We start from the raw sequence: 25,710 nt of genomic DNA, 5'->3' as shown, positions 1-25,710 counted from the left end.
GGCTCCTACATCGACCTCCTGTAGGAGCCGGCCTTGCCGGCGAAGGGCCGCGAAGCGGCCCTGGCTTCACAGGGTCTTGGAAGCCCCAGGATTGATCATCCGCGACAGCCCCAGGTTCTTCAGCGCCAGTTGCAGCGAGCTGTGGATAACCTGCGGGTTATCGATACCCATCGCCTGCTCCAGCAATTCCCTGGATTTGCTCATGCTGATCTGACGCAGCATCCATTTCACTTTCGGCAGGTTGGTGGCGTTCATCGACAGGCTGTCGAAGCCCATGGCCATCAGCAGCACCGCCGCTGCCGGGTCGCCAGCCATCTCGCCACAGATGCTCACCGGCTTGCCCTCGGCATGCGCCGCGGTCACCACGTGCTGCAAGGCCTGCAGCACCGCAGGGTGCAGGTAGTCATAGAGGTCGGCCACCCGCGGGTTGTTGCGGTCGACCGCCAGCAGGTACTGGGTCAGGTCGTTGGACCCCACCGACAGGAAGTCGACCATGCGCGCCAGCTCGCGGGTCTGGTAGACCGCCGCCGGAATCTCGATCATGACCCCCACAGGCGGCATCGGCACGTCGGTGCCTTCGTCGCGCACCTCGCCCCAGGCGCGGTGGATCAGGTGCAATGCCTCTTCCAGTTCGTGTATCCCGGAGATCATCGGCAGCAGAATGCGCAGGTTGTTCAGGCCTTCGCTGGCCTTGAGCATGGCGCGGGTCTGCACCAGGAAGATCTCCGGGTGGTCCAGCGTCACGCGGATACCGCGCCAACCCAGGAACGGGTTGTCCTCCTTGATCGGGAAGTACGACAGCGCCTTGTCACCCCCGATGTCCAGGCTGCGCATGGTCACCGGCAACGGGTGGAAGGCCGCCAGTTGCTCGCGATAGATCGCCAGCTGCTCCTTTTCGCTGGGGAAGCGCTGGTTGATCATGAACGGCACTTCGGTACGGTACAGCCCCACCCCTTCGGCGCCGCGCTGCTGCGCCCGCGCCACGTCGGCCAGCAGCCCGGTGTTGACCCACAGCGGCATGCGGTAGCCATCGAGCGTCTCGCACGGCAGTTCGCGCAGGGCGTCCAGGCCCTGGGCCAGCTGGCGCTCCTCCTCGACCACTTCGGTGTAGTGCTTGCGCAGCACTTCGCTGGGGTTGGTGTAGACGTCGCCCTTGTAGCCGTCGACGATCATCTGGATGCCGTCGACCTTCGAATACGGCAGATCGACCAGGCCCATCACCGTGGGGATGCCCATGGCACGCGCCAGGATCGCGACGTGGGAGTTGCCCGAGCCGAGAACCGACACCAGCCCCACCAGCTTGCCTTCGGGTACTTCACCGAGCATGGCCGGGGTCAGTTCTTCGCTGATCAGGATGGTGTTGTCGGGGTACACCAGGGTCAGCTGGCGGGCTTCCTGCAGGTAGGCCAGCAGGCGCCGGCCCAGGTCTTTGACATCGGAGGCGCGCTCGCGCAGGTAGGCGTCGTCCATCAGCTCGAAGCGGTTGACGTGCTCGCCCACCACCTGGCGCAAGGCGCCCTGGGCCCACTGGCCGGTCTTGATGACCTCCACCACCTCGCCGCCCAGGGCGACGTCTTCGAGCATCATCAGGTACACGTCGAACAGCGCACGCTCTTCGGGGCGCAGCTGGGTGGCGAGCTTGGCCGAGAGGTTGCGCATGTCGCTGCGCACGCCTTCGAGGGCGTTGTTGAATAGTTTGAGTTCGGCGTCGATGTCGGTGACGGTCTTGTCCGGCACCACGTCCAGGTCGGCCGGCGGCAGCATCACCACCGCCGTACCCACCGCCGCCCCCGGCGAGCCCGGCACGCCGACGAACTTGGCTTCCTGGATACCCTTGCCCTGGCGCCCCAGGCCGCGAATCGAGCCGGTGGCCTCGGCATGGGCGATAACCCCGGCCAGCTGCGCACTCATGGTGACCAGGAAAGCTTCTTCGCCCTCGTCGAACTGGCGACGTTCCTTCTGCTGGATGACCAGCACGCCCACCACGCGTCGGTGGTGGATGATGGGTGCACCGAGGAAGGAGGCAAAGCGCTCTTCGCCGGTTTCGGCAAAGTAGCGATAACGCGGGTGATCGGCGGCGTTTTCCAGGTTCAGCGGTTCTTCGCGGGTACCCACCAGGCCCACCAGGCCTTCGTTGGGGGCCATGCTGACCTTGCCGATGGAGCGCTTGTTCAGGCCCTCGGTGGCCATCAGCACGAAGCGGTTGCTCTCCGGGTCGAGCAGGTAGACGGAACACACCTGGCTGCCCATGGCTTCTTTGACGCGTAACACAATGATCCCCAACGCCGTCTTGAGATCCTTGGCGGAGTTAACTTCCTGGACGATCTTGCGCAGCGTATTGAGCATGGCTCGGGGTCGAACTCCGTCGTCAGTCGCGCGCCAGCAGGCGCGGGGCAAGCTCTTTGAGAGCGCGGCGGTAAACCTCGCGCTTGAATGTCACCACCTGGCCCAACGGATACCAATAGCTGACCCAGCGCCACCCATCGAATTCCGGTTTACCGGTCAAATCCATCCGCACCCGCTGCTCGTTGGACACCAGGCGCAGGAGGAACCATTTCTGTTTCTGGCCGATGCACAGCGGTTGGCTGTGGGTACGCACCAGGCGTTGGGGTAAACGATAACGCAACCAGCCACGGGTGCAGGCAAGAATTTCAACATCCTGCCGCTCCAGGCCCACTTCTTCATTCAGCTCGCGGTACAGGGCGTCTTCCGGCGTTTCCTCGGGGTTGATCCCGCCTTGTGGAAACTGCCAGGCATCCTGGTTGATCCGTCGAGCCCATAGCACCTGCCCGAGATCATTGGTCAGAATGATCCCGACATTGGGGCGAAAACCATCGGGGTCGATCACGGCAGCAACCTCGCAAACGCATGTCGCCGCATTGTTCCACAAAGCTTGCAACGCCAGCAACGCGCCGCTCCACCTTATGTGCATAGCAGATAAAAGTCCGTATTCTGTGGGCCTTTTCAGATGTTATGCGAGTGACTTCGATGCGCCTGGCTTTATTCGATCTGGACAACACGCTTCTGGGTGGCGACAGCGACCACGCCTGGGGCGATTACCTGTGCGAACGCGGGATTCTCGACCCCATCGCCTACAAGAACCGCAACGATGCGTTCTACCAGGACTACCTGGCCGGCAAGCTGGACCAGGGCGCCTACCTTGAATTCACCCTGGAGATCCTGGCCAGGACCGAAATGGCGCAACTCGACGAATGGCACCGCGACTTCATGCGCGACTGCGTCGAGCCGATCATCCTGCCCCAGGCCCTGGCGCTGCTGCAAAAGCACCGTGACGCGGGCGACAAGCTGGTGATCATCACCGCCACCAACCGCTTCATCACCGGCCCGATTGCCCAGCGCCTGGGCGTTGAGACCTTGCTGGCCACCGAGTGCGAGATGGTCGATGGTCGCTACAGCGGGCGCAGCATCGACGTGCCGTGCTTCCGTGAAGGCAAGGTGACGCGCCTGAACCGCTGGCTCGAAGAGAATGGCTTGAACCTGGACGACAGCTACTTCTATAGCGACTCGATCAACGACCTGCCGCTGCTGGAGCAGGTGGCCAACCCGGTGGCGGTGAACCCGGACCCTACCCTGCGTGCCGAAGCCGAGAAACGCGGCTGGCCGGTGATCAGCCTGCGCGATTGAGGTGTGACCATTCGCCGGCAAGGCCGGCTCCTACAGCGCAACGGGTGTAGGAGCCGGCCTGGCCGGCGAAGGCATCAGACGGGTTTTGCACCCATCAGCCCGGCAATCGCGATGAAGCACACGGCGCAGAACACCGCCAGGCCCAGCGTCACCTTCGGGTTGCCTGCGCCCGGCGCCGTGCGCAGCCGGTTAAGGCGCACACTCAGCCAGAACCAGCTGAACGCCCCCACCGTATAGATCAGGCTGGAGCCCAGCACCCAGGTCTGCCCCAATGGCCAGCCGATCAGGTGCACCAGCCACCAGCCACTGAACGGCATGCTCACCAGGCATACGCCCATCAGCAACCATACGAACAGCAAAGGCCGCTGCAACAGGCGCGTGTGCGCAGTCACGTCACCCTTGCGTCGTGCCAGCCAGACCCACAGCGCCAGGCCCAGGGCACTGCCCAGCAGCACGACCGTGGCCAGTACGTGGGCGATTTTCAGGCTTGTCAGCAATTCCATGTCTTCTTATTCCTCAGGCGTTGCCCAACAGCGTAGCCGTTCAGCCCAGAAACAGCCGGTACGCCGGGTTGTCGGTTTCATCCCAGTACGGGTAGCCGATCTTGGCCAGTGCCGCCGGCACCAGGTGGCGCTCATCATCCGGCACCTGCAGCCCGGCCACCACGCGACCATCGGCCGCGCCATGGTTGCGGTAGTGGAACATCGAGATGTTCCAGCGCCCACCCAGCTTGTTGAGGAAGTTGAACAGCGCCCCCGGCCGCTCAGGGAACTCGAAGCGCAGCACCAGCTCGTCGCTGACCCGCGCCGCGTGCCCGCCCACCATGTGGCGGATGTGCAGCTTGGCCAGCTCGTTGTCGGTCAGGTCCAGCACCGGAAAACCCTGCGCGGTCAGGCTGTGCAGCAGGGCACTGCGCGGGTCGGTGTCGGGGTGGGTCTGCACCCCGACAAAGATGTGCGCCTCGCCGTCGGCGTGGTAGCGGTAGTTGAATTCGGTGATCTGGCGCTTGCCGATGGCCTCGCAGAACGCCTTGAAGCTGCCCGGCTGTTCGGGGATGGTCACTGCGATGATCGCCTCGCGGCCCTCGCCCAGTTCGGCGCGCTCGGCCACATGGCGCAGGCGGTCGAAGTTCACGTTGGCACCGGAGTCGATGGCCACCAGGGTCTGCCCGGTCACACCTCGCAGCTCAACGTACTTCTTGATGCCGGCAACGCCCAGCGCGCCGGCAGGTTCGGTGATCGAGCGGGTATCGTCGTAGATGTCCTTGATGGCCGCGCAGATCTCGTCGGTGCTGACGGTGATCACCTCGTCCACATGATCCTTGCAGATGTCGAAGGTGTGCTGGCCGATCTGCGCCACCGCCACGCCATCGGCGAACAGGCCCACCTGCGGAAGCACCACGCGCTCGCCGGCGGCCATGGCGGCCTGCAGGCAGTTGGAGTCGTCCGGCTCGACACCGATCACCTTGATCTCGGGGCGCAGGTATTTGACGTAGGCGGCAATGCCGGCGATCAGGCCGCCGCCGCCCACCGGCACGAAGATCGCGCCCAGCGGCCCGGGGTGCTGGCGCAGGATCTCCATGGCCACGGTGCCCTGCCCGGCGATGGTGTGCGGGTCGTCATAGGGGTGGATATAGACGAAGCCCTTTTCGTCCACCAGCTTGAGCGAGTAGGCCAGCGCCTCGGGGAACGAATCGCCATGCAGCACCACCTTGGCGCCCCGCGAGCGCACGCCTTCGACCTTGATCTCGGGGGTGGTCTTGGGCATCACGATGGTGGCCTTGATCCCCAGTTCACGGGCGGCCAGCGCCAGGCCCTGGGCATGGTTGCCGGCCGAGGCGGTGACCACGCCCCGCGCCAGTTCCTCGGCGCTCAACTGCGCCAGCTTGTTGTAGGCGCCGCGGATCTTGAACGAGAACACCGGCTGCAGGTCTTCGCGCTTGAGCAGCACGTGGTTGCCCAGGCGCTTGCTGAGCTGGCCGGCCGGTTGCAGCGGGGTTTCGACGGCGACGTCATAGACGCGCGAGGTGAGGATCTTCTTGACGTACTGTTCGAGCATCGGGAACGCATCACTGGGCAGCTGGGCGGGGCCTCGGAGTCTACCGCAGCGCCCGGTCGGGCGACCACAGCCAGTCTGTGGTTTTAGCCGCTATACTACGCGCCCTCACGATACCCCTGCCCGCTCCGGAGCCCGCATGACCCAGGACCAACTCAAACAGGCTGTCGCCCAGGCCGCTGTCGATTTCATTCTGCCCAAGCTCGATGACAAGAGCATCGTCGGCGTCGGCACCGGTTCGACCGCCAACTGCTTCATCGACGCCCTGGCGCTGCACAAGGGTGCGTTCGATGGTGCGGTCGCCAGCTCCGAGGCCACGGCTGCACGCCTGAAGGGCCACGGCATTCCGGTGTACGAGCTGAACACGGTCAGCGACCTGGAGTTCTATGTGGACGGTGCCGACGAGAGCGACGAGCGCCTGAACCTGATCAAGGGCGGTGGCGCAGCCCTGACCCGCGAGAAGATCGTCGCGGCCGTGGCCAAGACCTTCATCTGCATTGCCGACGCGAGCAAGCTGGTGCCGGTACTGGGCGCCTTCCCGCTGCCGGTCGAGGTGATCCCGATGGCGCGCAGCCATGTGGCACGTCAGCTGGTGAAACTGGGCGGCGACCCGGTGTACCGCGAAGGCGTGGTGACCGACAACGGCAACATCATCCTGGACGTGTTCAACCTGCAGATCACCAACCCGGTGGAGCTGGAAACCCAGATCAACGCGATCGTGGGCGTGGTGACCAACGGCCTGTTCGCGGCGCGCCCGGCGGACCTGCTGCTGCTGGGGACCGCGGACGGCGTGAAGACCCTGACCAAGTAAGCTTGCGGGGCGGCCTCATCGCGGGCCAAGCCCGCTCCCACAGGTTCGGTGTGATCTTGTGGGAGCGGGCTTGACCCGCGATACAGCCTACTCGGTCTTCTTGAATACGTAGAACAGGTTCGGCTCGCTCACCACATACAGCGTCCCGGCATCGTCCAGCGCAATCCCCTCGGCCTGCGGCACGCTCGCCTTCAACCCGGCAGACCCCTTGCGCAGCGACAGGCTGCTGATCGGCTTGCCCTTCACGTCCAGCTCCAGCACCAGTTGCGATTCGTCCGACAGGGCCAGCAGATGCCCGCTGCGCTCGTCGAACTGCAAGCTCGACAGGTCTCTCACGAACAACCGCGAATCACGCTTGCGGTCCTGCACCACGTGCACCGCAAAGGGCTGCTCCGGATTGTCATGGGGAAACCCGTGCACCTCGTAGATCAGCATCGGGTCGCGCTCCTTGGCCACGAACAGGCGCTTGCCGCCCGAGTCGTAGGCCAGCCCCTCGAAACCCTTGTTGCCGTTCAGGCCGATGCCCAGGGTAAGCTGCTCGGCATCCTTGGCATCCAGGAACGCGGTATCGGGCGCCACATGCACCCGGATCAGGCGCTGCTCGCGCTCGTCGGTGATCACGAAACTGCCCGGCCCCACATACTCCACCGCCTCGGGGTCGCCGAAACCGGTCAGGGGGATGCGCCGCACGATGCGCCCCTCCAGCGACAGCTCGATCAGTTCGGGGTTCTTGTTGGTGACCGTGTACAGGCTGTTGCGGTCCGGGTCGAAGGTCAGCGCCGAAATATCCGCCTGCAGCCCCTCGACCGGGCGTGCCTCGACCACCACCTGGTAGCGGCTCAGCCCCATGCCCTGCTCGGCCGGCTGCCACCAGGCCTTGAGGTCGAACCAGGCACGCTCGAACACGCGGTGCTGCTGCCCCGCCACGCCCAGGGCGGCAAGGGCCAGCAGACTGAAAACAAGAAAGACCAGGGGCAGGTAACGACGCATTCGGGAAGACTCGGCAGGGTTCGGGCGTCATCTAACCATAGCCAACTGAATCGAAGCTTAATGCCACTATGCGGGAGTCACTGCTTGCGAAAGCGGTAGAACAGGTTCGGCTCACTGACGATGTACAGGGTGCCCTGGTCGTCCATGGCCACGCCCTCGGCGCGAGGGATGCGCTTTTTCAGGCCGTTGAAACCGCCGAGCAGGGTCATGAAGCTGACCTGCTCGCCCCGCTCGTCCAGCTCCAGCAGCATGTTCGAGTCGGCCGACAGCACCAGCATGTGCCCGGTACGCGGGTCGACCCCCAGCGCCGAGAGGTTGCGCAGGTCCAGCTCGTCACTGGGCAGCGGCTGCTTGTCGCCGGTCAGCGGCGAACGGCCGTCGGTGCGCCAGGTGAACAGCCGCGGCGGACGCTCCTCGCCCAGCACGAGGCGCTGGTTGCGCGGGTCCCAGGCAATCGCCTCGAAGGCCTTGTTCTGATTGGCCGAAGGGCCCAGGTCGTATTGCGTGAAATCCTTGATGTTCAGTGCCTGGGTGCTGTCGTCCAGGCTGACGATGGTCATGGTGTGATCACGCTCGTCGACAATGGCCAACCGCCCGTCCGCCAGCACCGCAACCCCCTCGGGGTTGCTCCAGCCGTGAAGTGGCAGCTTGCGCAACACATCGCCGTCCAGGGTCAGCTCGACCAGGAACGGGTTCTTGCCCATGACGGCGAACAGGGTCTTGCGCTGGGGGTTGTAGGCCAGGTCGGAGGCCTCGTCGTCCTCCATGCCCGGCAGCACCTTGGCGTCGATATCGACCGTATAGCCCGGCAGCCAGATACTGGCCTGCTGTTCGCTCACCGACTCGAAACGCTCCTGCAGCCACAGCAGGCCACGGTCGTCCCAGTGCATGGCGATGGCCACGCCATAGCCGATCACCGCAGCCGTCACCAGCCAGGTAGACCAGCGCAACAGGAGACGACGCTTGCGCACAGGAGGGAGCGAACCGCTGGAAGGATAAGGTGTGGCCATCAGGTATTCCCGTTGTTTTTTTAGCCTGGCACGCAACACGCAGGCACGTTCACAAGGTTGATTCGCGGGGATTATCCGGATCATTTGTGAAAAAAACGGCAACGCCCGATCAAAGGCCGGGGAAAAGGTGGCAGTCGGCTATCGACTGCCACCCGGGGCAGGTCAGCGAACGCTGCCCTCGAAACGGCTCACACCGGGCAGTTCCAGCACCAGCTCATCGCCAGCGCTCAGCGGCCCGACGCCGGCCGGCGTACCGGTGAGGATCACGTCACCCGCCTGCAGCGCGAACTGCGAGGCCATGTGCTGGATCATCGGCACGATCGGGTTGAGCATCAGCGCGCTGTTGCCGTCCTGGCGCACCTCGCCGTTGATGCTCAGGCGAATGCCGATATCGGCCAGGTCCTCGAATGTGCTGCCAACCACGAAGGGCGTCAGCACGCAGGCGCCGTCGAAGCACTTGGCGCGCTCCCAGGGCAGGCCCTTTTCCTTGAGCTGCGCCTGCAGGTCACGCAGGGTCAGGTCCAGTGCCGGGGCGAAGCCGGAGATGGCGTCGAGCACTTCTTCTTCGGTAGGCGCCGGCGACAGCGACTTGCCCAGCAGCACCGCGATTTCCGCCTCGTAGTGCACCGAACCACGCTCGGCCGGGATCTTGAACCCGCCTTCCAGCGATACCACGCAACTGCCCGGCTTGATGAACAGCAGCGGCTCGGTCGGAATCGGGTTGTCGAGCTCTTTGGCGTGCTCGGCGTAGTTGCGACCGATGCACACCACCTTGCCCACCGGCAGATGAGTACGCGTGCCGTCTACATACTGGTGCTGATAGTTCATTGCCGACTCCTGGAACGATGTTATTGGCGCTGCTGGGTTCACTCGACGGCGAAGATCTTGCCCGGGTTCATGATCCCGTTGGGGTCGAACACCGCCTTCACTGCCTTCATGTACTCGATCTCGACCGGCGAACGGCTGTAGGTCAGGTAGTCACGCTTGGTCATGCCCACGCCGTGTTCGGCCGAAATCGAGCCGTTGTACTTCTCTACCGTCTCGAACACCTGCTTGTTGACCACCGCGCAACGGGAGAAGAACTCGTCCTTGCTCATGTCGTCGGGCTTGAGGATGTTCAGGTGCAGGTTGCCGTCGCCGATGTGGCCGTACCACACCACCTCGAAGTCGGGGTAGCGTTCGGCGACGATCGCGTCGATATCCTTGAGGAACGCCGGCACCTTCGACACGGTTACCGAAATGTCGTTCTTGTACGGGGTCCAGTGCGAGATGGTCTCGGAGATGTACTCGCGCAGCTTCCACAGGTTCTGCAGTTGCTGCTGGCTCTGGCTCATCACGCCGTCCAGTACCCAGCCCTGCTCGACGCAGTGCTCGAAGGTGGCCAGGGCTTCGTTGGCCACTTCCTCGGTGCTGGCTTCGAATTCCAGCAGCGCGTAGAACGGGCAATCGGTCTCGAACGGCGCAGGCACGTCACCGCGGCCCAGGACCTTGGCCAGGGCCTTGTCGGAAAGAAATTCGAAGGCGGTCAGGTCGAGCTTGCCACGGAAGGCGTGCAGCACCGGCATGATGGAGTCGAAATCAGGCGTGCCCAGCACCATCGCGGTGAGGTTGTTGGGTGCCCGGTCCAGGCGCATGGTGGCCTCGACCACGAAGCCCAGGGTACCTTCGGCGCCGATGAACAGCTGGCGCAGGTCGTAGCCGGTGGCGTTCTTGATCAGATCCTTGTTCAGCTCGAGCAGGTCGCCCTTGCCGGTCACGACCTTGAGGCCAGCTACCCAGTTGCGGGTCATGCCGTAGCGAATCACCTTGATACCGCCGGCATTGGTGCCGATATTGCCGCCAATCTGGCTGGAACCTGCCGACGCGAAGTCGACCGGGTAGTACAGGCCCTTGTCCTCGGCAAAATTCTGCAGCTGCTCGGTGATCACGCCAGGCTGGCACACCACGCTGCGGTCGAATTCGTTGAAGTCGAGAATCTGGTTCATGTAGTCGAACGCCACCACCACTTCGCCATTGGCGGCTACTGCGGCAGCCGACAGGCCGGTGCGCCCGCCCGACGGCACCAGGGCGACCTGGCGCTGGTTGGCCCAGCGCACGATGGCCTGAACCTGTTCGGTGCTCTTGGGGAACACGATGGCCAGAGGGGCTGGAGCAAAATGCTTGGTCCAGTCCTTGCCGTACGCATCAAGTGAAGCAGCGTCGGTCAGGACCTTTCCAGGCTCAACCAGGGTCATCAGCTCATCCAACAGCGCACGATCGGTCATCTACAGAACTCTCGAACAATTCATGGTCACCCTGAGCACGTTTCACGTGCCAGGGATGGGCGTAAACAGGGGTGCCTATGCTAGCATACGCACCCCCGCAGATCGTGCCGAAAGCCGATGCTGCGAGCGCTTCTTTCCCTGCCATTTTTCTCCGGGACACAGGTTTACGCAGATGAGCAAGACTTCTCTCGATAAGAGCAAGATCAAGTTCCTTCTCCTCGAAGGCGTCCACCAATCCGCCGTGGACGTCCTCAAGGCCGCCGGGTACAGCAACATCGAATACCTCACCGGCTCCCTGCCGGATGCGCAACTGAAGGAAAAGATCGCCGATGCCCACTTCATCGGCATTCGCTCTCGCACCCAGCTGACCGAAGAGGTCTTCGACTGCGCCAAGAAACTGGTCGCTGTCGGCTGTTTCTGCATCGGCACCAACCAGGTCGACCTGGACGCCGCTCGCGAGCGCGGCATCGCCGTGTTCAACGCGCCTTACTCCAACACCCGTTCGGTTGCCGAGCTGGTACTGGCCGAAGCGATCCTGCTGCTGCGCGGCATCCCCGAGAAGAACGCTTCCTGCCACCGTGGCGGCTGGATCAAGAGCGCGGCCAACTCCTTCGAGATCCGTGGCAAGAAGCTGGGCATCGTCGGCTACGGCTCGATCGGCACCCAACTGTCGGTACTGGCCGAAAGCCTGGGCATGCAGGTGTTCTTCTTCGACCCGCTGACCAAGCTGCCGCTGGGCAACGCGACCCAGGTCGCCAGCCTGCACGAGCTGCTGGGCCTGGCCGACATCGTCTCGCTGCACGTTCCTGAGCTGCCATCCACCCAGTGGATGATCGGCGAGAAGGAAATCCGCGCGATGAAAAAGGGCGCGATCCTGATCAACGCCGCCCGTGGCACCGTGGTCGAACTGGACCACCTGGCCGCCGCGATCAAGGACAAGCACCTGATCGGCGCCGCCATCGACGTGTTCCCGGTAGAGCCGCGCTCCAACGACGAGCAGTTCGAAAGCCCGCTGCGTGGCCTGGACAACGTGATCCTGACCCCGCACATCGGTGGTTCCACCGCCGAGGCCCAGGCCAACATCGGCCTGGAAGTGGCCGAGAAGCTGGTCAAGTACAGCGACAACGGTACCTCCGTGTCGTCGGTCAACTTCCCTGAAGTGGCCCTGCCGGCGCACCCGGGCAAGCACCGCCTGCTGCACATCCACCAGAACATTCCGGGCGTGCTCAGCGAGATCAACAAGGTGTTCGCGGAAAACTCGATCAACATCTCCGGTCAGTTCCTGCAGACCAACGAGAAGGTCGGCTACGTGGTGATCGACGTCGATGCCGAGTACTCGGACCTGGCGCAAGAGAAGCTGCAGCACATCAACGGCACCATCCGTTCGCGCGTGCTGTTCTAAACGCTTCGCCGGCAACACCGATACAAATGAAAAAGGCGACCCTCGGGTCGCCTTTTTTCATGCCCGCGTTTTACTTCACGGTCACGGTGATCTTCTTCGATTCCACGCTTGGCTTGAACGGCACGTGGAACTTGTCGCCCAGCACCAGTTGCAGGGTGTGCTTGCCAGGGGTCAGGGTCAGCTGGGTTTCGGTCTGCGCCTTGCCAAAGTGCAGTACCTGCGGGCCGGCGGGCAGCGGCTGGCCGTTTTCCGGCATCAGGCTGGTGGGCAGCACCTGGTCGGCAGCCGGCGCCTTGTCGACGTCCACCAGCAGGTGATGATGGCCGCTATGCGGGGTGGCGTCGCCGGCCGGCTTGAGTTCCATGCCTTCGATGCCAAACTTGACGGTGAAGGTCTTGTCGACGGTGGCGCCATCGGCCGGGGAAACGATGAATACCTTGGCATCCTTGGGTGGTGCCTGGCTCACCAGGCCTTCGGCGGCGGCCAGCGCGGACACGCCCATCAACAAACCAGCGACGGCAGCACGCGAAAATAGGCTTTTCATTCACTTCTCCTGTGATTTACTTCGGTAACCCTTACCCCTGAATACCAGGGCAACGGTTCATTACGATAGATCAATTGCGCCAAGGCAAGCTTTAAAAAACGCCACGGAAAAATCTTCCCTGGCATCTAACATCCTCGGCCAAGTGCGGTCCTAGACACTGTTCGACCGCGACACACACAAAAAGTCGCGGCGACCGGACTCACTGCCAAAGACCAGGAAAGGGGCTTAGATGCGTTTGACTATTGGGGTACTGCTCACGGCCCTGCTGACCCCGTTGGCCCATGCCGAGCTGATCGACGAGGTCAACGATCGAAATGAACTGCGTATCGCGATCAGCGCCGATTCCTCGACCAATATCCGCAAGCAAGGCCAGTGGACCGGCTTCGAGATCGGGCTGGGCCAGGCGCTGGCCAAGGAGCTGGATGTAGGGGTGGAGTTCGTGCCCGTCGACCATGACGAGTTGCTGGACGGTGTGGAAAGCGGCCGTTACGACATCGCCCTGGACCAGATCACCGCCAGCCCCGAGCTCAAGCAGCGCCTGGGTCTCAGCGAACCCTATACCGACGGCGACGACGACAAACGCTATGTGATGCCCTTCCAGAAGGACAACCCAGCCTTCGAGAAAGCCTTGAACGCCGCCCTGCAGCGCATCAAGGACAACGGGCGCATGACCGAGCTGGCGCAGCAGGCGGCGCGGCCCGCTGTCGAGCCCCAGGCCCAGACCCACACCGAGGCGGCGGATGCTGCCGTGGACACCGACGCACCTTAGGCGTCGAGGGCATCCAGGGCCTGCACGGCCGCGTCCAGCTCCAGTTCGCTGAACACCTGCACCCCGGCCCGGCGCAACAGCGCCGTGGTCACGCCCTCACCTTCCACCCTGGTGCCGCTGAACGTACCGTCATAGGTCAGCCGGTTGCCACAGGACGGGCTGCCCGACTTGAGCACGGCCACCCTTATGGCGTGGCGCCGCACCAGTGCCAGCGCCAGGTGCGCGCCCTGCACGAACGGCGCGGTCACGTCCTCGCCGGCTACCGTCACCACCCGGGCCTGGCCTTCCAGCACCGCACTGCCCTGCCCACCGGGAATTTCCGCAGGTGGCCGCGGGGTCGGCAGACCGCCGGCGACCTCGGGGCACAACGGCACCACGCGACCCTCCCGCTGCCAGCCCTGGAGCACATCCGGATGCCCGCTGGCGCGACCGTCATAGCGCACCGGCTGCCCCAGCAGGCAGGCGCTGACCAGAACCTTATGCATGCTAGAAGGGCTCGTTGCCGCGCCGACGGAACCAGCCGGTGAGCGACAACCGCTCGCGGTTGGCCGGCAGCACTTCGTGGGGGATCTCGCCGGAGAGGAACACCACCAGGCAACCGCCGGTCGGCTGCACATCGTGTTCCACATTGTCCTTGAGGGTCATGCGCAACTGCCCGCCATGTTCGGGCAGCCAGTCTTCGTTGAGGTAGATCACCGCCGAGACCATGCGCCGGTCGTCGTCGCGAAAGCGGTCCAGGTGCTTGCGGTAGAAGCCGCCGGGCGGGTACAGGGCGAAGTGGCACTCGAAGTCTTCCAGGCCCAGGAACAGGCCGCGGTTCATCGCTTCGCGCAGGCCGTCCATCAACCCCAGGTACTGGTCGCAGGCGTCCGAGTCACCGGGTTCGAGCCACTGGATATGGTCGTTGCGAATACCTTCGCGCACTTCCTGCGCGGGCCCTCGCCCGACCCCCGCAGGGGCCAGTTCGCCCTCGGCGGCGCGGCGGCGGCACTCGGCCGCCAGTGCCCGCGTCAGCGGGGCCGGCAGGAACAGGTCGTGCTGCGACCAGCCACGGGTGGCCAGGTCGTCGACGATGCGCGACAGCAAGGGGTGATCAAGGGATATCTGCATGCCGCGCATAGTATCGAGCCGCCAGCAAAACCGACAGCGCCACTTGGCCGAGAGTGTGCATTGGCGTCTCGACAAAGCCCCGCCGGGCCACGGACAATAGCGGCCTGCCGACAGGAGTCCTGAATGCGCCGTTTGTTTTTTCTGCTGTTGATGATCTGCACCACGCCTGTCCTGGCAGATACCCACGACCAACTGTACAAGGTTGCCGGGTGGCCGGAGCAGCGCGCCCACTTCACCGATGCCCTCGATGCCGCCCAGCAGCGCTATCGCAGCAGCCTGCCGCCTGCAGTCTTCCAGGCCCTGGTGAACAACAGCAACCAGCGTTTCGAACCCACCGCCGTCGACCGCCGCGCCGAAGCCCAGTTGCGCGCCAACCTCAGCGACCCCAAGCCTGCGCTGGCGTTTTTTCAATCCCCCCTGGGGCGCAAGATCGTGGCGGCCGAGCTGCTGGCCACCCGCCGTGACCAGTTGGCCAAGAATGCCAAGGGCCTGCCCAAGATCGAGGCCAGCGACAGCCGCCTGCTGATCATCGGCCACCTGGCCCAGGCCCTGCCGGCCCGCGAGGCCGGTGCCGAGGTCAGCCTGGCGATTGCCGGGGTGGCGGCCGACAGCCTGAGCCAGATGATCCCCGGCCTGCTCGGTGGCAGCCAGGCCCAGGGCCTGCTCGACGGGCAGCGCCAGCGCCTGATGCAGCAGATCGAGGCCGACCTGAACAACACCCTGCTGTATGTGTATCGCGGGCTGTCGGATGCCGAACTCGATGCCTTTGCAAGCTTTGCCGAATCGCCCGAAGGCAAGGCGTACTATGCCGCCGCCCTGGCCGCAATCCGGGCTGGCCTGGCGGTCGGTCAGAGCACCTCGGACCTGCAGTGATCAGCCCAGGCGCTGGCCGATGAAGGCAAAGTAGTCTCGGCGTATTGCCGGCAGTTCGTTGACCAGGTGGTGGCGGGCTTCGGGCATCAGCAGAATCTGCGGTTCGGCGAACTTGGCCTTGAGCACCTCAAGGTTGTACGGCCAGTCCACAGTCATGTCGGCCTGCCCCTGCACGATCAGCGGCTGGCGCGGGCTGCATGGCGCCACCTCGATACGTTTGACCCACGCCATCAGCGCCCCGACCCAGGCGGTGGGCAGGCGCCGCGGCTGCAGCGGGTCGGCCTGCAGGAACGGCAAAAAGGTCGGGTCGTTGCTGTTCTCGCTGAAGCGTCGCTCGATGCCGGTGACGAAGTGGCGCAGCACCTGATAGCTGAATTTCGACCAGCGCCACGCACGCGGGCGTACCAGCGGCGCCAGCAGGATCACCTGGCCCTGGGCCGGGCTGTGCGCGCCGTGGTGCAGCAGGTGGTCGACCAGGATGGCGCCGCCGGTGCTCTGCCCGCACAGGTGCCAGGGTTGCGGCAGGTTCAGCGCCTGGCCCTGCTCGAACAGCGCCTGCAGCACGTCCTGATACACCGCAAAGTCATCGATGCTGGCGCGCTCGCCGCTGGACAGCCCATGACCCGGCAGGTCGCAGGCGATGACCGCGAACTGCCGGGCCAGGGCCCATTCGATGGCGTGGCGGTAGAGGCCCATGTGGTCGTAGAAACCGTGCAGCAATACCAGCGTCGCCACAGGCGCGGCGGGCAGCCAGACCTGGGCGACCAGCTCGAAGCCTGCGGTGTCGAAGCGCCCCAGCCAGCTGTCGACGCCGGGAATGTCCAGGCTGTAGAAATGCCGGTACGCCTGCGCCTGGGTCGACAACGGCTGACGCGCGGCCAGCGGTTGCAGGCTGGCACGCAGGGAGTCGGGCTGGAATGACGCGGGCATGGAAGTTACCAACAACGGGGCAAAGGATTGACCTGTGATATTCATCTGTTGCGAACGGCGTGGCAAGCTGGGGGACTTTTTTGTTGCCTGTGCCGCCCCCTCGCCCGTAGGCGCCGGCCTTGCCGGCGAAAAGATACACCCCTTTCCAGAATTGGTACCCCCGATGCCCCGCCACCTGCTCACCGGCCTCACCCTGCTCCTCTGCGCCGCCGGCCTGTGGTGGGCCTACGACAGCTTCCAGGGCCGCTACCTGCGCCCCTTCGACAACCACACCGCACTGTTCGCCGGCGACACTCTGCGCCTGCCGGAAGACATCGCCGGCCCCGGCCCCGTCCGCCTGGTGCACTTCTGGGACCCGGCCTGCCCCTGCAACGTCGGCAACCAGCAGCACCTGGCCGAGCTGACCGAGCACTTCGCCGCCCAGGGCGTGGAGTTCTACGTGGTGCAAAAGCCCGGCACCCACGGCCAACTGCCCGCCACCCTCGGCGCGCTCAAGCCACTGGCCGATCTGCCCGGCGCCGAGCACCTGCCGGCAAGCCCTGCGGTTGCGATCTGGGACCGCAACGGCCAGCTCGCCTACTTCGGCCCCTACAGCGAGGGTGCCACGTGCAATTCGAGCAACAGCTTCATCGAGCCCATTCTGCTGGCCCTCACCCAGGGCCGCAGCGTGAACGCCACCCACACCCTGGCGGTGGGCTGCTATTGCCCCTGGGCCGGCTAGCGTACCCGTGCCGGGTTGCCCATCGCTGTCGCCCCCGCCGGCAAATCGCGGGTCACCACTGCGCCCGCGCCGATGATCGCATCATCACCAATGCTCACCCCTGGCAGAATCAGCGCACCGGCACCGATCCACACGTTGCTGCCGATGTTCACCGGGCGCCCGCTCTCCAGCCCCGAACGGCGGATGGCCGGATCGCGCGGATGGTCGGCGGTGAGGATCTGCACACCGGGGCCGATCTGGCAGTCATCGCCGATGTGCACCTGCACCACGTCGAGGATCACGCAGTTGAAGTTGACGAACACGTTGGCGCCCAGCGTGATGTTGTAGCCGTAGTCGCAATGAAACGGCGGCCGGATCACCGCGCCTGCCCCCACCCTGGCGAAGTGCTCGACCAGCAGGGCATGACGCTGCTCGTTGAGCAGTTCGGGGGAATGGTTGTAGCGGTACATCCAGTGCTTGTTGGCGATCTGCTCGGCCTGCAGCTCGGGACAGCCGGCATGATAGAGCTGGCCGGCGAGCATTTTCTGCTTTTCACTGGGGTTCATCGGACCGTGGCTTCCTGGGATGGGTTAAGTTGCAGGGTCTATCCTGTGCCGAACATCTGACCGGCCAGGGCAAGGAACGATCCTCGCACAAGGAGCCCCGATGAAACGCAGCCTTACCCTTCTTGCGGTGCTCATCGCCGCCGTCGCCGGCGGTGGCTACTGGTATGCCCACAGCAAGTTGCCGCAACGCACCGGCGAAGTCACCGTGGCCGGCCTGCAGGCGCCGGTAAGCGTGCGCTACGACCAGCGCGGCGTACCGCACATCCAGGCGCAGAACGAAACCGACCTGTACCGCGCACTGGGCTACGTGCACGCCCAGGACCGCCTGTTCCAGATGGAAATCACCCGGCGCCTGGCCAATGGCGAACTGGCCGAGGTACTGGGCCCCAAGCTGGTGGAGACCGACACCCTGTTCCGCAGCCTGCGCATTGCCGAGCAGGCGCGCAGCATGGTCGCCCGCCAGGACAGGCAATCCCCGGCCTGGCTGGCCCTGCAAGCCTACCTGGAGGGCGTGAACGCCTGGCAGGACTCGCACCCCAGGCCCGTGGAGTTCGATGTGCTGGGCATCACACCGCGCCCGTTCACCGCCGAGGACACCCTGAGCATCGCAGGGTTCATGGCCTACAGCTTCGCCGCCGCGTTTCGTACCGAGCCGCTGCTGACCTACGTGCGCGATCACCTGGGCAAGTACTACCTCAGCGACTTCGACCTGGGTTGGGACCCCGAAGGCGCGGTGCAGACCCCGCCACACCTGGCTGCCGCCGACTGGCGCAGGCTGGGCCGCATCGCCCAGGTCAGCCACCAGGCGCTGGGCGATGCGGGCCTGCCGCAATTCGAGGGCAGCAACGCCTGGGCCGTCAGCGGCAGGCTCACCGCCAGTGGCAAGCCGCTGCTGGCGGGCGACCCGCATATTCGCTTCTCGGTGCCGTCGGTGTGGTACGAGGCCGAACTGTCGGCGCCGGGCTTTCACCTGTACGGCTACCACCAGGCGCTGAATCCGTTCGCCTCGCTGGGACACAACCGCGAGTTCGGCTGGAGCCTGACCATGTTCCAGAACGACGACCTCGACCTGATCGCCGAGCAGGTCAACCCGGACAATCCCGAACAGGTGAAGATCCACGGCCAGTGGCACGACCTCACCTCCACCCAGCAGCAGGTCCGGATCAAGGGGGAAGACCCGCTCACCCTCACCCTGCGCCGCTCGCAGCACGGGCCGATCATCAACCCCGCCGTCAGTGGGCATGAAAACGGCACGCCGATCGCGATGTGGTGGGCATTCCTGGAAACCGAGAACCCGATCCTGGAGGCCTTCTACGACATCAACCGCGCCAACACCCTGGACAGGATGCGTGCGGCCGCCGCCAAGATACACGCCCCCGGCCTCAACCTGGTATGGGCCAACGCACAGGGCGACATCGGCTGGTGGGCGGCAGCGCAGTTGCCGATCCGCCCGGCCGGGGTGAACCCGGCGTTCATTCTCGACGGCAGCACGGCCCAGGCCGACAAGCTCGGCTTCTACCCGTTCAGCGCCAACCCGCAGCAGGAGAACCCCGCCGCGGGCTACATCGTCTCGGCCAACTTCCAGCCGGTGTCGCCCACCGGCATGGTCATCCCCGGCTACTACAACCCGCCGGACCGCGGCCGCCAGCTCAACAACAACCTGGCCTCGCCCGGCGTGAAGTGGGACCTGCACAACAGCCAGGCATTGCAGCTGGACACGGCCACCGCCTATGGCCCGCACATGCTCACACCGCTGCTGTCGGTACTGCGCCAGGTGGTCACCGACGTACACGAGCGCGAGCTGGTCGAGCAACTGGCCGCGTGGCGCGGCGACTACCCGGTGGAATCGACCAGCGCCACGCTGTTCAACCAGCTGCTGTACGAATTCGCCCGCGCCGCCACCCATGACGAGCTCGGTGACGAATGGTTCGAGACGCTGCTGTCGACGCGCATGGTGGATACCTTGCTGCCGCGCCTGGCCGCAGACGTGGATTCGCAGTGGTGGGCGCGCAAGGGCAGCAACGCGCACAGTGACCGCGAAACGGTGGTCAAGCTGGCCTGGGACAACACCCTGGCGCACCTGCGCACCACCCTGGGCAAGGACCCGGCGAACTGGCAGTGGGGCAAGGCGCACACCTTGACCCACGGGCACCCGCTGGGTGCGCAGAAGCCGCTGAACCTGCTGTTCAACGTGGGGCCATTCGCGGCGCCGGGCGCGCATGAGGTACCGAACAACCTGTCATCCAGAATCGGCCCGACACCGTGGCCGGTGACCTACGGGCCATCGACGCGGCGCGTGATCGATTTCGCCGATGCGGGGACGGCGCTGAGCATCAACCCGCTCGGGCAGAGCGGCGTGGTGTTCGACAGGCACTATGCCGATCAGGCGCAGGACTATATCGACGGCAGGTATCAGCGGGCGCTGATGGGGTTGGCGGGGGAGACCGAGGGGACGTTGCGGCTGGTGCCCTAGGGCTGCTGTGCAGCCCATCGCGGGTCACGCCCGCTCCCACAGGGGTCTGCGGTGTTCGCAAAACCTGTGGGGGCGGGCGTGACCCGTGATGGCTTTTTCAGATCAGGCCGAGACCTGCGCCGCAGTGGCGCGGCGCACGTCCGGCTGCTTCCACGAGTCCGCGGCGCTTTCTTCGATGGCTTGCTGGATCGCGCGCTTGCGGCGCTCTTCGGCACGGCGGCTGAAGTACCAGACCATGAAGGTCACCAGCGACACGCTGAGCAGGATCAGGCTGGCCACCGCGTTGATCTCAGGCTTCACGCCAAGGCGCACCGCCGAGAACACTTCCATCGGCAAGGTGGTCGAACCCGGCCCGGACACGAAGCTGGCCAGCACCAGGTCGTCCAGCGACAGTGCGAACGACATCATGCCGCCCGCCGCCAGCGACGGCGCGATCATCGGGATGGTGATCAGGAAGAACACCTTCCACGGCCGCGCGCCCAGGTCCATGGCCGCCTCTTCGATGGACAGGTCCAGCTCGCGCAGGCGGGCCGACACCACCACCGCCACATAGGCGGCGCAGAACGTGGTGTGAGCGATCCAGATGGTGACGATGCCGCGCTCCTGCGGCCAGCCGATCATCTGCGCCATGGCCACGAACAGCAGCAACAGCGACAGACCGGTGATCACCTCAGGCATTACCAGCGGTGCGGTGACCAGGCCTCCGAACAGCGTGCGCCCCTTGAAGCGGGTCACACGGGTCAGTACGAACGCCGCCAGGGTACCCAGCGCCACCGCGGCCACCGCGGTGTAGCAGGCGATCTCCAGCGAGCGCATCACCGAGCCCATCAGCTGGGTGTTGTCGAGCAGGCCCACGTACCACTTCACCGACCAGCCCCCCCACACCGTCACCAGCTTGGAGGCGTTGAACGAGTAGATCACCAGGATCAGCATGGGCAGGTAGATGAACAGCAGGCCTACCACCAACATCAGTTTGGAGAAACTGAAACGCTTCATGCCCTGCCCTCCATCTCTTTGGCCTGGCTGCGGTTGAACAGCAGGATGGGCACGATCAGGATTGCCAGCATCACCACCGCCAGGGCGGATGCCACCGGCCAGTCACGGTTGTTGAAGAATTCCTGCCACAGCACCTTGCCGATCATCAGGGTTTCCGGGCCGCCCAGCAGCTCGGGGATCACGAACTCGCCCACCACCGGGATGAACACCAGCATGCAGCCGGCCACGATGCCGTTCTTGGACAGCGGCACGGTGATTTTCCAGAAGCTGTTGAAGGTGCTCGAACCCAGGTCGGACGCCGCTTCCAGCAGGCTCTGGTCGTGTTTGACCAGGTTGGCGTAGAGCGGCAGGATCATGAACGGCAGGTACGAATAGACCACGCCGATATACACCGCCAGGTTGGTGTTGAGGATCTGCAGCGGCTGATCGATCAGCCCCAGCCACATCAGGAAGGCATTGAGCAGCCCGTTGTTGCTGAGGATGCCCATCCACGCATACACGCGGATCAGGATCGCCGTCCAGGTCGGCATCATGATCAGCAGCAGCAACACGGTCTGCATTTCCTTGCGCGCGTTGGCGATGGCGTAGGCCATCGGGTAGCCGATCGCCAGGCACAGGATCGTGCTGATCAGGGCCATCTTCAACGAGCCCAGGTAGGCCGCGATGTACAGCTCGTCCTCGGTCAACAGGCCATAGTTGGCCAGGTTGAGTACCAGCTGAACCTTGTCTTCGAGGTAGGTGAAGATCTCGGTGTACGGCGGGATCGCCACGTCGGCTTCGGCAAAGCTGATCTTCAGCACGATGAAGAACGGCAGCATGAAGAACAGGAACAGCCACAGGAACGGCACCCCGATCACCAGGTGACGCCCTTCGGGTATCAATCGCTGAAACGCTCGCTTGAGCTTGCGCGCTGTCATGACCGCAGGACCACGCCGCTGTCGTCTTCCCACCACACGTAGACCTGGTCATCCCAGGTCGGCCGGGTGCCCTGGCGCTCGGCGTTGGCGACGAACGACTGCACGATCTTGCCGCCTGGCAGCTCCACGTAGAACACCGAATGGCCACCCAGGTAGGCGATGTCGTGCACCTTGCCGTGGGACCAGTTGAACTCGAAGCTCGGCTGCTCGGTGGTCACCAGCAGTTTTTCCGGACGCAGCGCATAGGTGATGCGCTTGTCTTCGACCGAGGTGGTCACACCGTGGCCCACGTAGATCTTGCGCTCGAGCTCGGGGCTGGCGATCAGCGCGTGGCCCTCGGCGTCCTCGACCACTTCGCCTTCGAACAGGTTGACGTTGCCGATGAACTCGCACACCAGGCGGCTGGTGGGGGTTTCGTAGATATCGATGGGGCTGCCGATCTGGGCAATCCAGCCCAGGTGCATGATCGCGATGCGCTGGGCCATGGTCATGGCCTCTTCCTGGTCGTGGGTCACCATCACGCAGGTCACGCCCACGCGCTCGATGATCTCCACCAGTTCCAGCTGCATCTGCGAACGCAGTTTCTTGTCCAGCGCGCCCATCGGCTCATCGAGCAGCAGCAGCTTGGGCCGCTTGGCCAGCGAACGGGCCAGGGCCACACGCTGGCGCTGGCCACCGGAGAGCTGGTGCGGCTTGCGCTTGGCGTACTGGGTCATGTGCACCAGCTTGAGCATCTCGGCCACCCGCGCCTCGATCTCGTCCTTGCTCATGCGGTCCTGCTTGAGGCCGAAGGCGATGTTGCCGGCCACGCTCATGTGCGGGAACAGCGCGTAGGACTGGAACATCATGTTGATCGGCCGCTCGTAGGGCGGCATATCGGTGATGTCCACGCCATCGAGGAAGATCCGCCCTTCGGTCGGGCGCTCGAACCCTGCCAGCATGCGCAGCAAGGTGGACTTGCCCGAACCGGAGCCACCGAGCAGCGCGAAGATCTCGCCCTTCTTGATCTCCAGGGACACATCGTCCACCGCTACGGTTTCGTCGAACTTCTTTGTAACCCGGTCGATCTTGACCAGCACCTGTTTAGGTTGCTGATCGCCTTCTAGGGCTTTCTTATAGGCACCGGAGGCAACTGCCATGTGTGAAACTCCCAACAAGATTTTGGTGCCCGCCCCTGCCGTGACGGGCCCTGGATAGTTACTTGCCCGACTTGATCTTGGTCCAGCTTCGGGTCATCAAACGTTGCACTTTGGGGGGTAACTCTGAGTTGACGTACAGCTTGTCCAGCACCTCTTGCGGTGGGTAAACCGCTGCGTCGGTTCGCACGCTCTGGTCCATGAGTTCGCCAGCCTTGGGGTTCGGGTTGGCGTAACCGACGTAATCGCTGACCTGGGCGATGACCTCAGGCTTGAGCAGATAGTTGATGAAGGCGTGGGCCTCTTTGACGTTCTTGGCGTCCTTGGGAATCGCCAGCATGTCGAACCAGAGGTTGCCGCCTTCCTTGGGGATCGCGTAGGCGATTTCCACGCCCTTGCCCGCCTCTTCGGCGCGGGACTTGGCCTGGAACACGTCGCCGGAGAAGCCGGCGGCCACGCAGATGTCGCCGTTGGCCAGGTCCGAGATGTACTTGGACGAGTGGAAGTAGGTCACGTAGGGACGTATGGCCAGCAGCTTCTTCTCGGCGTCGGCGTAGTCCTTGGGGTTGGTGCTGTTGGGGTCGCGGCCCATGTAGTTGAGCACCGCCGGCAGCATCTCGTCGGCCGAGTCGAGGAACGCCACGCCGCACTTGGAGAGTTTCTTGATGTTTTCCGGCTCGAACAGCACGGCCCATGAATCGATGGTGTCGGTTCCCAGCGCGGCCTTGACCTTCTCGACGTTGTAGCCGATGCCATTGGTGCCCCACAGGTAGGGGACCGCGTACTGGTTGCCCGGGTCGTTCTTCTCCAGGCGCTTCATCAGGGCCGGGTCGAGATTGGAATAGTTGGGCAGCAGCGTCTTGTCGAGCTTCTGGAACGCGCCCGCCTTGATCTGCTTGCCGAGGAAATGGTTGGACGGCACCACCACGTCATAGCCGGTGCGACCGGCCAGCAGCTTGCCTTCCAGGGTTTCGTTGGAATCGAAGACGTCCTGCACCGGCTTGATGCCGGTCTCCTTTTCGAAGTCCGCAAGGGTGGTCTGGCCGATGTAGTCCGACCAGTTGTAGATATGCACCGTGGGCGCCGCCTGGACACTGATCGCCAGCGTCAGGCTCGCTGTGGCCAGGACGGCCTTGCGAAAATGTGAAGTAGACAAGTGGGAGGTCCTCTACAAAAGTGCCCGAGTCGTTTGGCAGATACGCCTGCGGTACCGGCAAACCGGCGCGCAACTTACCTTCGATACACCCATCGAGCAAAAAGAATTTGCCCTCGAGCCCCGTTCAGGCACTGTTTTTCAGTGCCTGACGGGAAAAACCGGATTTATTTGCCCGATTTGATCTTGGTCCAGCTGCGGGTGATCAGGCGCAGGGTGCCTGCATCCAGGTCGCTGATCGCGTACAGGTGCTTCTTCACTTCATCCGACGGGTAGATGCTCGGGTCGCCGGAGATGTCCTTGTCCACCAGAGCGGTGGCTGCCTTGTTGCCGTTCGGGAAGCGCACGGCGTTGGTGATCTCGGCCATGACTTCCGGCTGCATCAGGAAGTCCATGAACTTGTAGGCTGCTTCGACATTGGTGGCGTCCTTGGGAATCGCGACCATGTCATAGAAGGTGCCGGCGCCTTCTTTCGGAATGCTGTAGGCCAGCTTGACCTTGTCGCCCGCTTCGTGGGCACGGGCCTTGGACTGCTCCAGGTCACCCGAGTAACCCACGGCCACGCAGATGTTGCCGTTGGCCAGGTCCGAGATGTACTTGGAGGAATGGAAGTACGCCACCGATGGGCGAATGCTCAGGAACAGGTCTTCGGCGGCCTTCAGGTCTGCCTTGTCCTTGCTGTTGGTCGGCTTGCCCAGGTAATGCAGGGCCGCCGGGATCATTTCGGTCGGTGCGTCGAGGAAACTCACGCCGCAGCTCTTGAGCTTGGCGATGTTTTCCGGCTTGAACACCACGTCCCACGAGTCGATCTTGTCGACGCCCAGCGCGGCCTTGACCTTCTCGGGGTTGTAGCCGATGCCGATGCTGCCCCACATGTACGGGAAGGCATGCTTGTTGCCCTGGTCACTGGCATCGCCCACGGCCTTGAGCAGGTCTTCGTCGAGGTTCTTCCAGTTCGGCAGCTTGGACTTGTCCAGCTCCTGGTACACACCGGCCTTGATCTGCTTGGCCAGGAAGTTGTTGGACGGTACCACCACGTCGTAGCCCGACTTGCCGGCCAGCAGCTTGGCTTCCAGGGTTTCGTTGCTGTCGAACACGTCGTAGACCACCTTGATGCCCGACTGCTTCTCGAACTTGGCGATGGTGTCCGGCGCAATGTAGTCGGACCAGTTGTAGACGTGCAGCACCTTGTCGTCCGCCTGAACAGCACCGGCCATCAACCCCGCGAGGGTAGCGGCCAACAGCGTCTTGCCCATTTTCTTCATGCGTAATGCTCCAGAATTTTTTATAGAAACCATCTGTTCAGCGACCGACTCGTTCGGCGCAAGCGCTGGGCGACTGAAACAGTCGCTAGTCTGGCAAGATC

The 25,710-nt window shown here is 64.1% G+C and carries 25 protein-coding genes; 7 read left to right on the top strand and 18 right to left on the bottom strand.

Annotated elements, in window-relative coordinates; genetic code table 11:
• Positions 1–66: 66 nt before the first annotated feature.
• Together ptsP and MF6396_RS14555 are read right to left on the bottom strand one after the other, a co-directional pair.
• A complete protein-coding gene (gene ptsP, locus MF6396_RS14560; RefSeq protein WP_043863450.1) occupies positions 67–2,346 on the bottom strand; it encodes a phosphoenolpyruvate--protein phosphotransferase in 2,280 nt (759 codons plus the stop codon).
• Positions 2,347–2,368: 22 nt separating this feature from the next.
• The gene (locus MF6396_RS14555) at positions 2,369–2,848 is read right to left on the bottom strand and encodes an RNA pyrophosphohydrolase (RefSeq protein WP_043863449.1); all 480 of its coding nucleotides are present in this window, start codon (positions 2,846–2,848) and stop codon (positions 2,369–2,371) included.
• Positions 2,849–2,988: 140 nt separating this feature from the next.
• On the opposite strand from MF6396_RS14555, the gene MF6396_RS14550 reads away from it, so the two are divergent.
• Positions 2,989–3,645 carry an HAD family hydrolase gene (locus MF6396_RS14550; RefSeq protein WP_043863448.1) on the top strand — a complete coding sequence of 219 codons (657 nt, stop codon included), beginning with the start codon at positions 2,989–2,991 and terminating at the stop codon, positions 3,643–3,645.
• 74 nt (positions 3,646–3,719) lie between these two features.
• Here the strand turns inward: MF6396_RS14550 and MF6396_RS14545 are convergent, their stop codons facing one another.
• Both MF6396_RS14545 and ilvA read right to left on the bottom strand, forming a co-directional pair.
• Entirely contained in the window at positions 3,720–4,148 is a 429-nt protein-coding gene (locus MF6396_RS14545) for a DUF2269 family protein (RefSeq protein ID WP_058541766.1), read from the bottom strand.
• 40 nt (positions 4,149–4,188) lie between these two features.
• Positions 4,189–5,703 carry a threonine ammonia-lyase, biosynthetic gene (gene ilvA, locus MF6396_RS14540; protein WP_078480703.1) on the bottom strand — a complete coding sequence of 505 codons (1,515 nt, stop codon included), beginning with the start codon at positions 5,701–5,703 and terminating at the stop codon, positions 4,189–4,191.
• A gap of 136 nt (positions 5,704–5,839) precedes the next feature.
• Here ilvA and rpiA point away from each other — a divergent pair, with 136 nt between their 5' ends.
• Positions 5,840–6,511 (top strand): ribose-5-phosphate isomerase RpiA, encoded by a 672-nt coding sequence (gene rpiA, locus MF6396_RS14535; RefSeq protein WP_058541765.1) that lies wholly within the window; start codon positions 5,840–5,842, stop codon positions 6,509–6,511.
• An 87-nt stretch (positions 6,512–6,598) separates the two neighbouring features.
• On the opposite strand, the gene MF6396_RS14530 is transcribed toward rpiA, so the two are convergent.
• From MF6396_RS14530 to MF6396_RS14515, 4 genes are all read right to left on the bottom strand, one after another.
• Positions 6,599–7,501 (bottom strand): SdiA-regulated domain-containing protein, encoded by a 903-nt coding sequence (locus MF6396_RS14530; protein WP_058541764.1) that lies wholly within the window; start codon positions 7,499–7,501, stop codon positions 6,599–6,601.
• 77 nt (positions 7,502–7,578) lie between these two features.
• The gene (locus MF6396_RS14525) at positions 7,579–8,511 is read right to left on the bottom strand and encodes an SdiA-regulated domain-containing protein (RefSeq protein WP_078480701.1); all 933 of its coding nucleotides are present in this window, start codon (positions 8,509–8,511) and stop codon (positions 7,579–7,581) included.
• 162 nt (positions 8,512–8,673) lie between these two features.
• Positions 8,674–9,339, bottom strand: a complete 666-nt coding sequence (locus MF6396_RS14520) for a fumarylacetoacetate hydrolase family protein (RefSeq protein WP_043863442.1) — start codon at positions 9,337–9,339, stop codon at positions 8,674–8,676.
• A 38-nt stretch (positions 9,340–9,377) separates the two neighbouring features.
• Positions 9,378–10,775, bottom strand: coding sequence for an FAD-binding oxidoreductase (locus MF6396_RS14515; protein ID WP_043863441.1), 1,398 nt, complete (start codon positions 10,773–10,775; stop codon positions 9,378–9,380).
• A gap of 172 nt (positions 10,776–10,947) precedes the next feature.
• Between MF6396_RS14515 and serA the strand changes: the two genes are divergently transcribed.
• A complete protein-coding gene (gene serA / locus MF6396_RS14510) occupies positions 10,948–12,177 on the top strand; it encodes a phosphoglycerate dehydrogenase (protein WP_043863440.1) in 1,230 nt (409 codons plus the stop codon).
• 70 nt (positions 12,178–12,247) lie between these two features.
• Here serA and MF6396_RS14505 read toward each other — a convergent pair whose 3' ends face one another.
• A complete protein-coding gene (locus MF6396_RS14505; protein ID WP_058541763.1) occupies positions 12,248–12,721 on the bottom strand; it encodes a DUF4399 domain-containing protein in 474 nt (157 codons plus the stop codon).
• A gap of 229 nt (positions 12,722–12,950) precedes the next feature.
• Between MF6396_RS14505 and MF6396_RS14500 the strand changes: the two genes are divergently transcribed.
• The gene (locus MF6396_RS14500) at positions 12,951–13,490 is read left to right on the top strand and encodes a transporter substrate-binding domain-containing protein (protein WP_063612028.1); all 540 of its coding nucleotides are present in this window, start codon (positions 12,951–12,953) and stop codon (positions 13,488–13,490) included.
• On the opposite strand, the gene MF6396_RS14495 is transcribed toward MF6396_RS14500, so the two are convergent.
• On the bottom strand, positions 13,487–13,975 hold the full coding sequence (locus MF6396_RS14495) for a DUF523 domain-containing protein (protein ID WP_058541762.1): 489 nt from the start codon (positions 13,973–13,975) through the stop codon (positions 13,487–13,489). The two genes, MF6396_RS14500 and MF6396_RS14495, sit on opposite strands and share 4 nt — an antisense overlap.
• Position 13,976: 1 nt before the next feature.
• Positions 13,977–14,609, bottom strand: coding sequence for a 2OG-Fe(II) oxygenase (locus MF6396_RS14490; protein WP_043863436.1), 633 nt, complete (start codon positions 14,607–14,609; stop codon positions 13,977–13,979).
• Between the two features lie 114 nt (positions 14,610–14,723).
• On the opposite strand from MF6396_RS14490, the gene MF6396_RS14485 reads away from it, so the two are divergent.
• Positions 14,724–15,473, top strand: coding sequence for a DUF2059 domain-containing protein (locus MF6396_RS14485; protein ID WP_043863435.1), 750 nt, complete (start codon positions 14,724–14,726; stop codon positions 15,471–15,473).
• Here MF6396_RS14485 and MF6396_RS14480 read toward each other — a convergent pair whose 3' ends face one another.
• The gene (locus tag MF6396_RS14480; RefSeq protein ID WP_058541761.1) at positions 15,474–16,403 is read right to left on the bottom strand and encodes an alpha/beta hydrolase; all 930 of its coding nucleotides are present in this window, start codon (positions 16,401–16,403) and stop codon (positions 15,474–15,476) included.
• A 163-nt stretch (positions 16,404–16,566) separates the two neighbouring features.
• Here MF6396_RS14480 and MF6396_RS14475 point away from each other — a divergent pair, with 163 nt between their 5' ends.
• Positions 16,567–17,124 carry a DUF6436 domain-containing protein gene (locus MF6396_RS14475; protein ID WP_043863433.1) on the top strand — a complete coding sequence of 186 codons (558 nt, stop codon included), beginning with the start codon at positions 16,567–16,569 and terminating at the stop codon, positions 17,122–17,124.
• Here the strand turns inward: MF6396_RS14475 and MF6396_RS14470 are convergent.
• On the bottom strand, positions 17,121–17,669 hold the full coding sequence (locus MF6396_RS14470) for a sugar O-acetyltransferase (protein ID WP_078480700.1): 549 nt from the start codon (positions 17,667–17,669) through the stop codon (positions 17,121–17,123). The two genes, MF6396_RS14475 and MF6396_RS14470, sit on opposite strands and share 4 nt — an antisense overlap.
• Before the next feature lie 100 nt (positions 17,670–17,769).
• Between MF6396_RS14470 and MF6396_RS14465 the strand changes: the two genes are divergently transcribed.
• Positions 17,770–20,142, top strand: a complete 2,373-nt coding sequence (locus MF6396_RS14465; RefSeq protein ID WP_078480699.1) for a penicillin acylase family protein — start codon at positions 17,770–17,772, stop codon at positions 20,140–20,142.
• Between the two features lie 102 nt (positions 20,143–20,244).
• Here the strand turns inward: MF6396_RS14465 and MF6396_RS14460 are convergent, their stop codons facing one another.
• From MF6396_RS14460 to MF6396_RS14440, 5 genes are all read right to left on the bottom strand, one after another.
• Positions 20,245–21,138: an ABC transporter permease subunit gene (locus MF6396_RS14460; RefSeq protein WP_043863430.1), complete on the bottom strand. Its 894-nt coding sequence runs from the start codon at positions 21,136–21,138 to the stop codon at positions 20,245–20,247.
• The gene (locus tag MF6396_RS14455; protein WP_173925095.1) at positions 21,135–22,016 is read right to left on the bottom strand and encodes an ABC transporter permease subunit; all 882 of its coding nucleotides are present in this window, start codon (positions 22,014–22,016) and stop codon (positions 21,135–21,137) included. Before MF6396_RS14455 ends, MF6396_RS14460 begins: the two co-directional genes overlap by 4 nt.
• 35 nt (positions 22,017–22,051) lie before the next feature.
• Positions 22,052–23,194, bottom strand: a complete 1,143-nt coding sequence (potA, locus tag MF6396_RS14450; RefSeq protein WP_078480697.1) for a polyamine ABC transporter ATP-binding protein — start codon at positions 23,192–23,194, stop codon at positions 22,052–22,054.
• 58 nt (positions 23,195–23,252) lie between these two features.
• Entirely contained in the window at positions 23,253–24,347 is a 1,095-nt protein-coding gene (locus tag MF6396_RS14445) for a polyamine ABC transporter substrate-binding protein (RefSeq protein ID WP_043863427.1), read from the bottom strand.
• 164 nt (positions 24,348–24,511) lie between these two features.
• A complete protein-coding gene (locus tag MF6396_RS14440) occupies positions 24,512–25,609 on the bottom strand; it encodes a polyamine ABC transporter substrate-binding protein (RefSeq protein WP_043863426.1) in 1,098 nt (365 codons plus the stop codon).
• Between the last annotated feature and the right edge of the window lie 101 nt (positions 25,610–25,710).

Origin of the sequence: Pseudomonas sp. MF6396, from assembly GCF_002018915.1 — a bacterium.
Classification (GTDB): domain Bacteria; phylum Pseudomonadota; class Gammaproteobacteria; order Pseudomonadales; family Pseudomonadaceae; genus Aquipseudomonas; species Aquipseudomonas palmensis.
The sequence above is the reverse complement of the archived record's forward strand: the minus strand, read 5'-3'. Positions and strand labels throughout refer to the sequence as shown.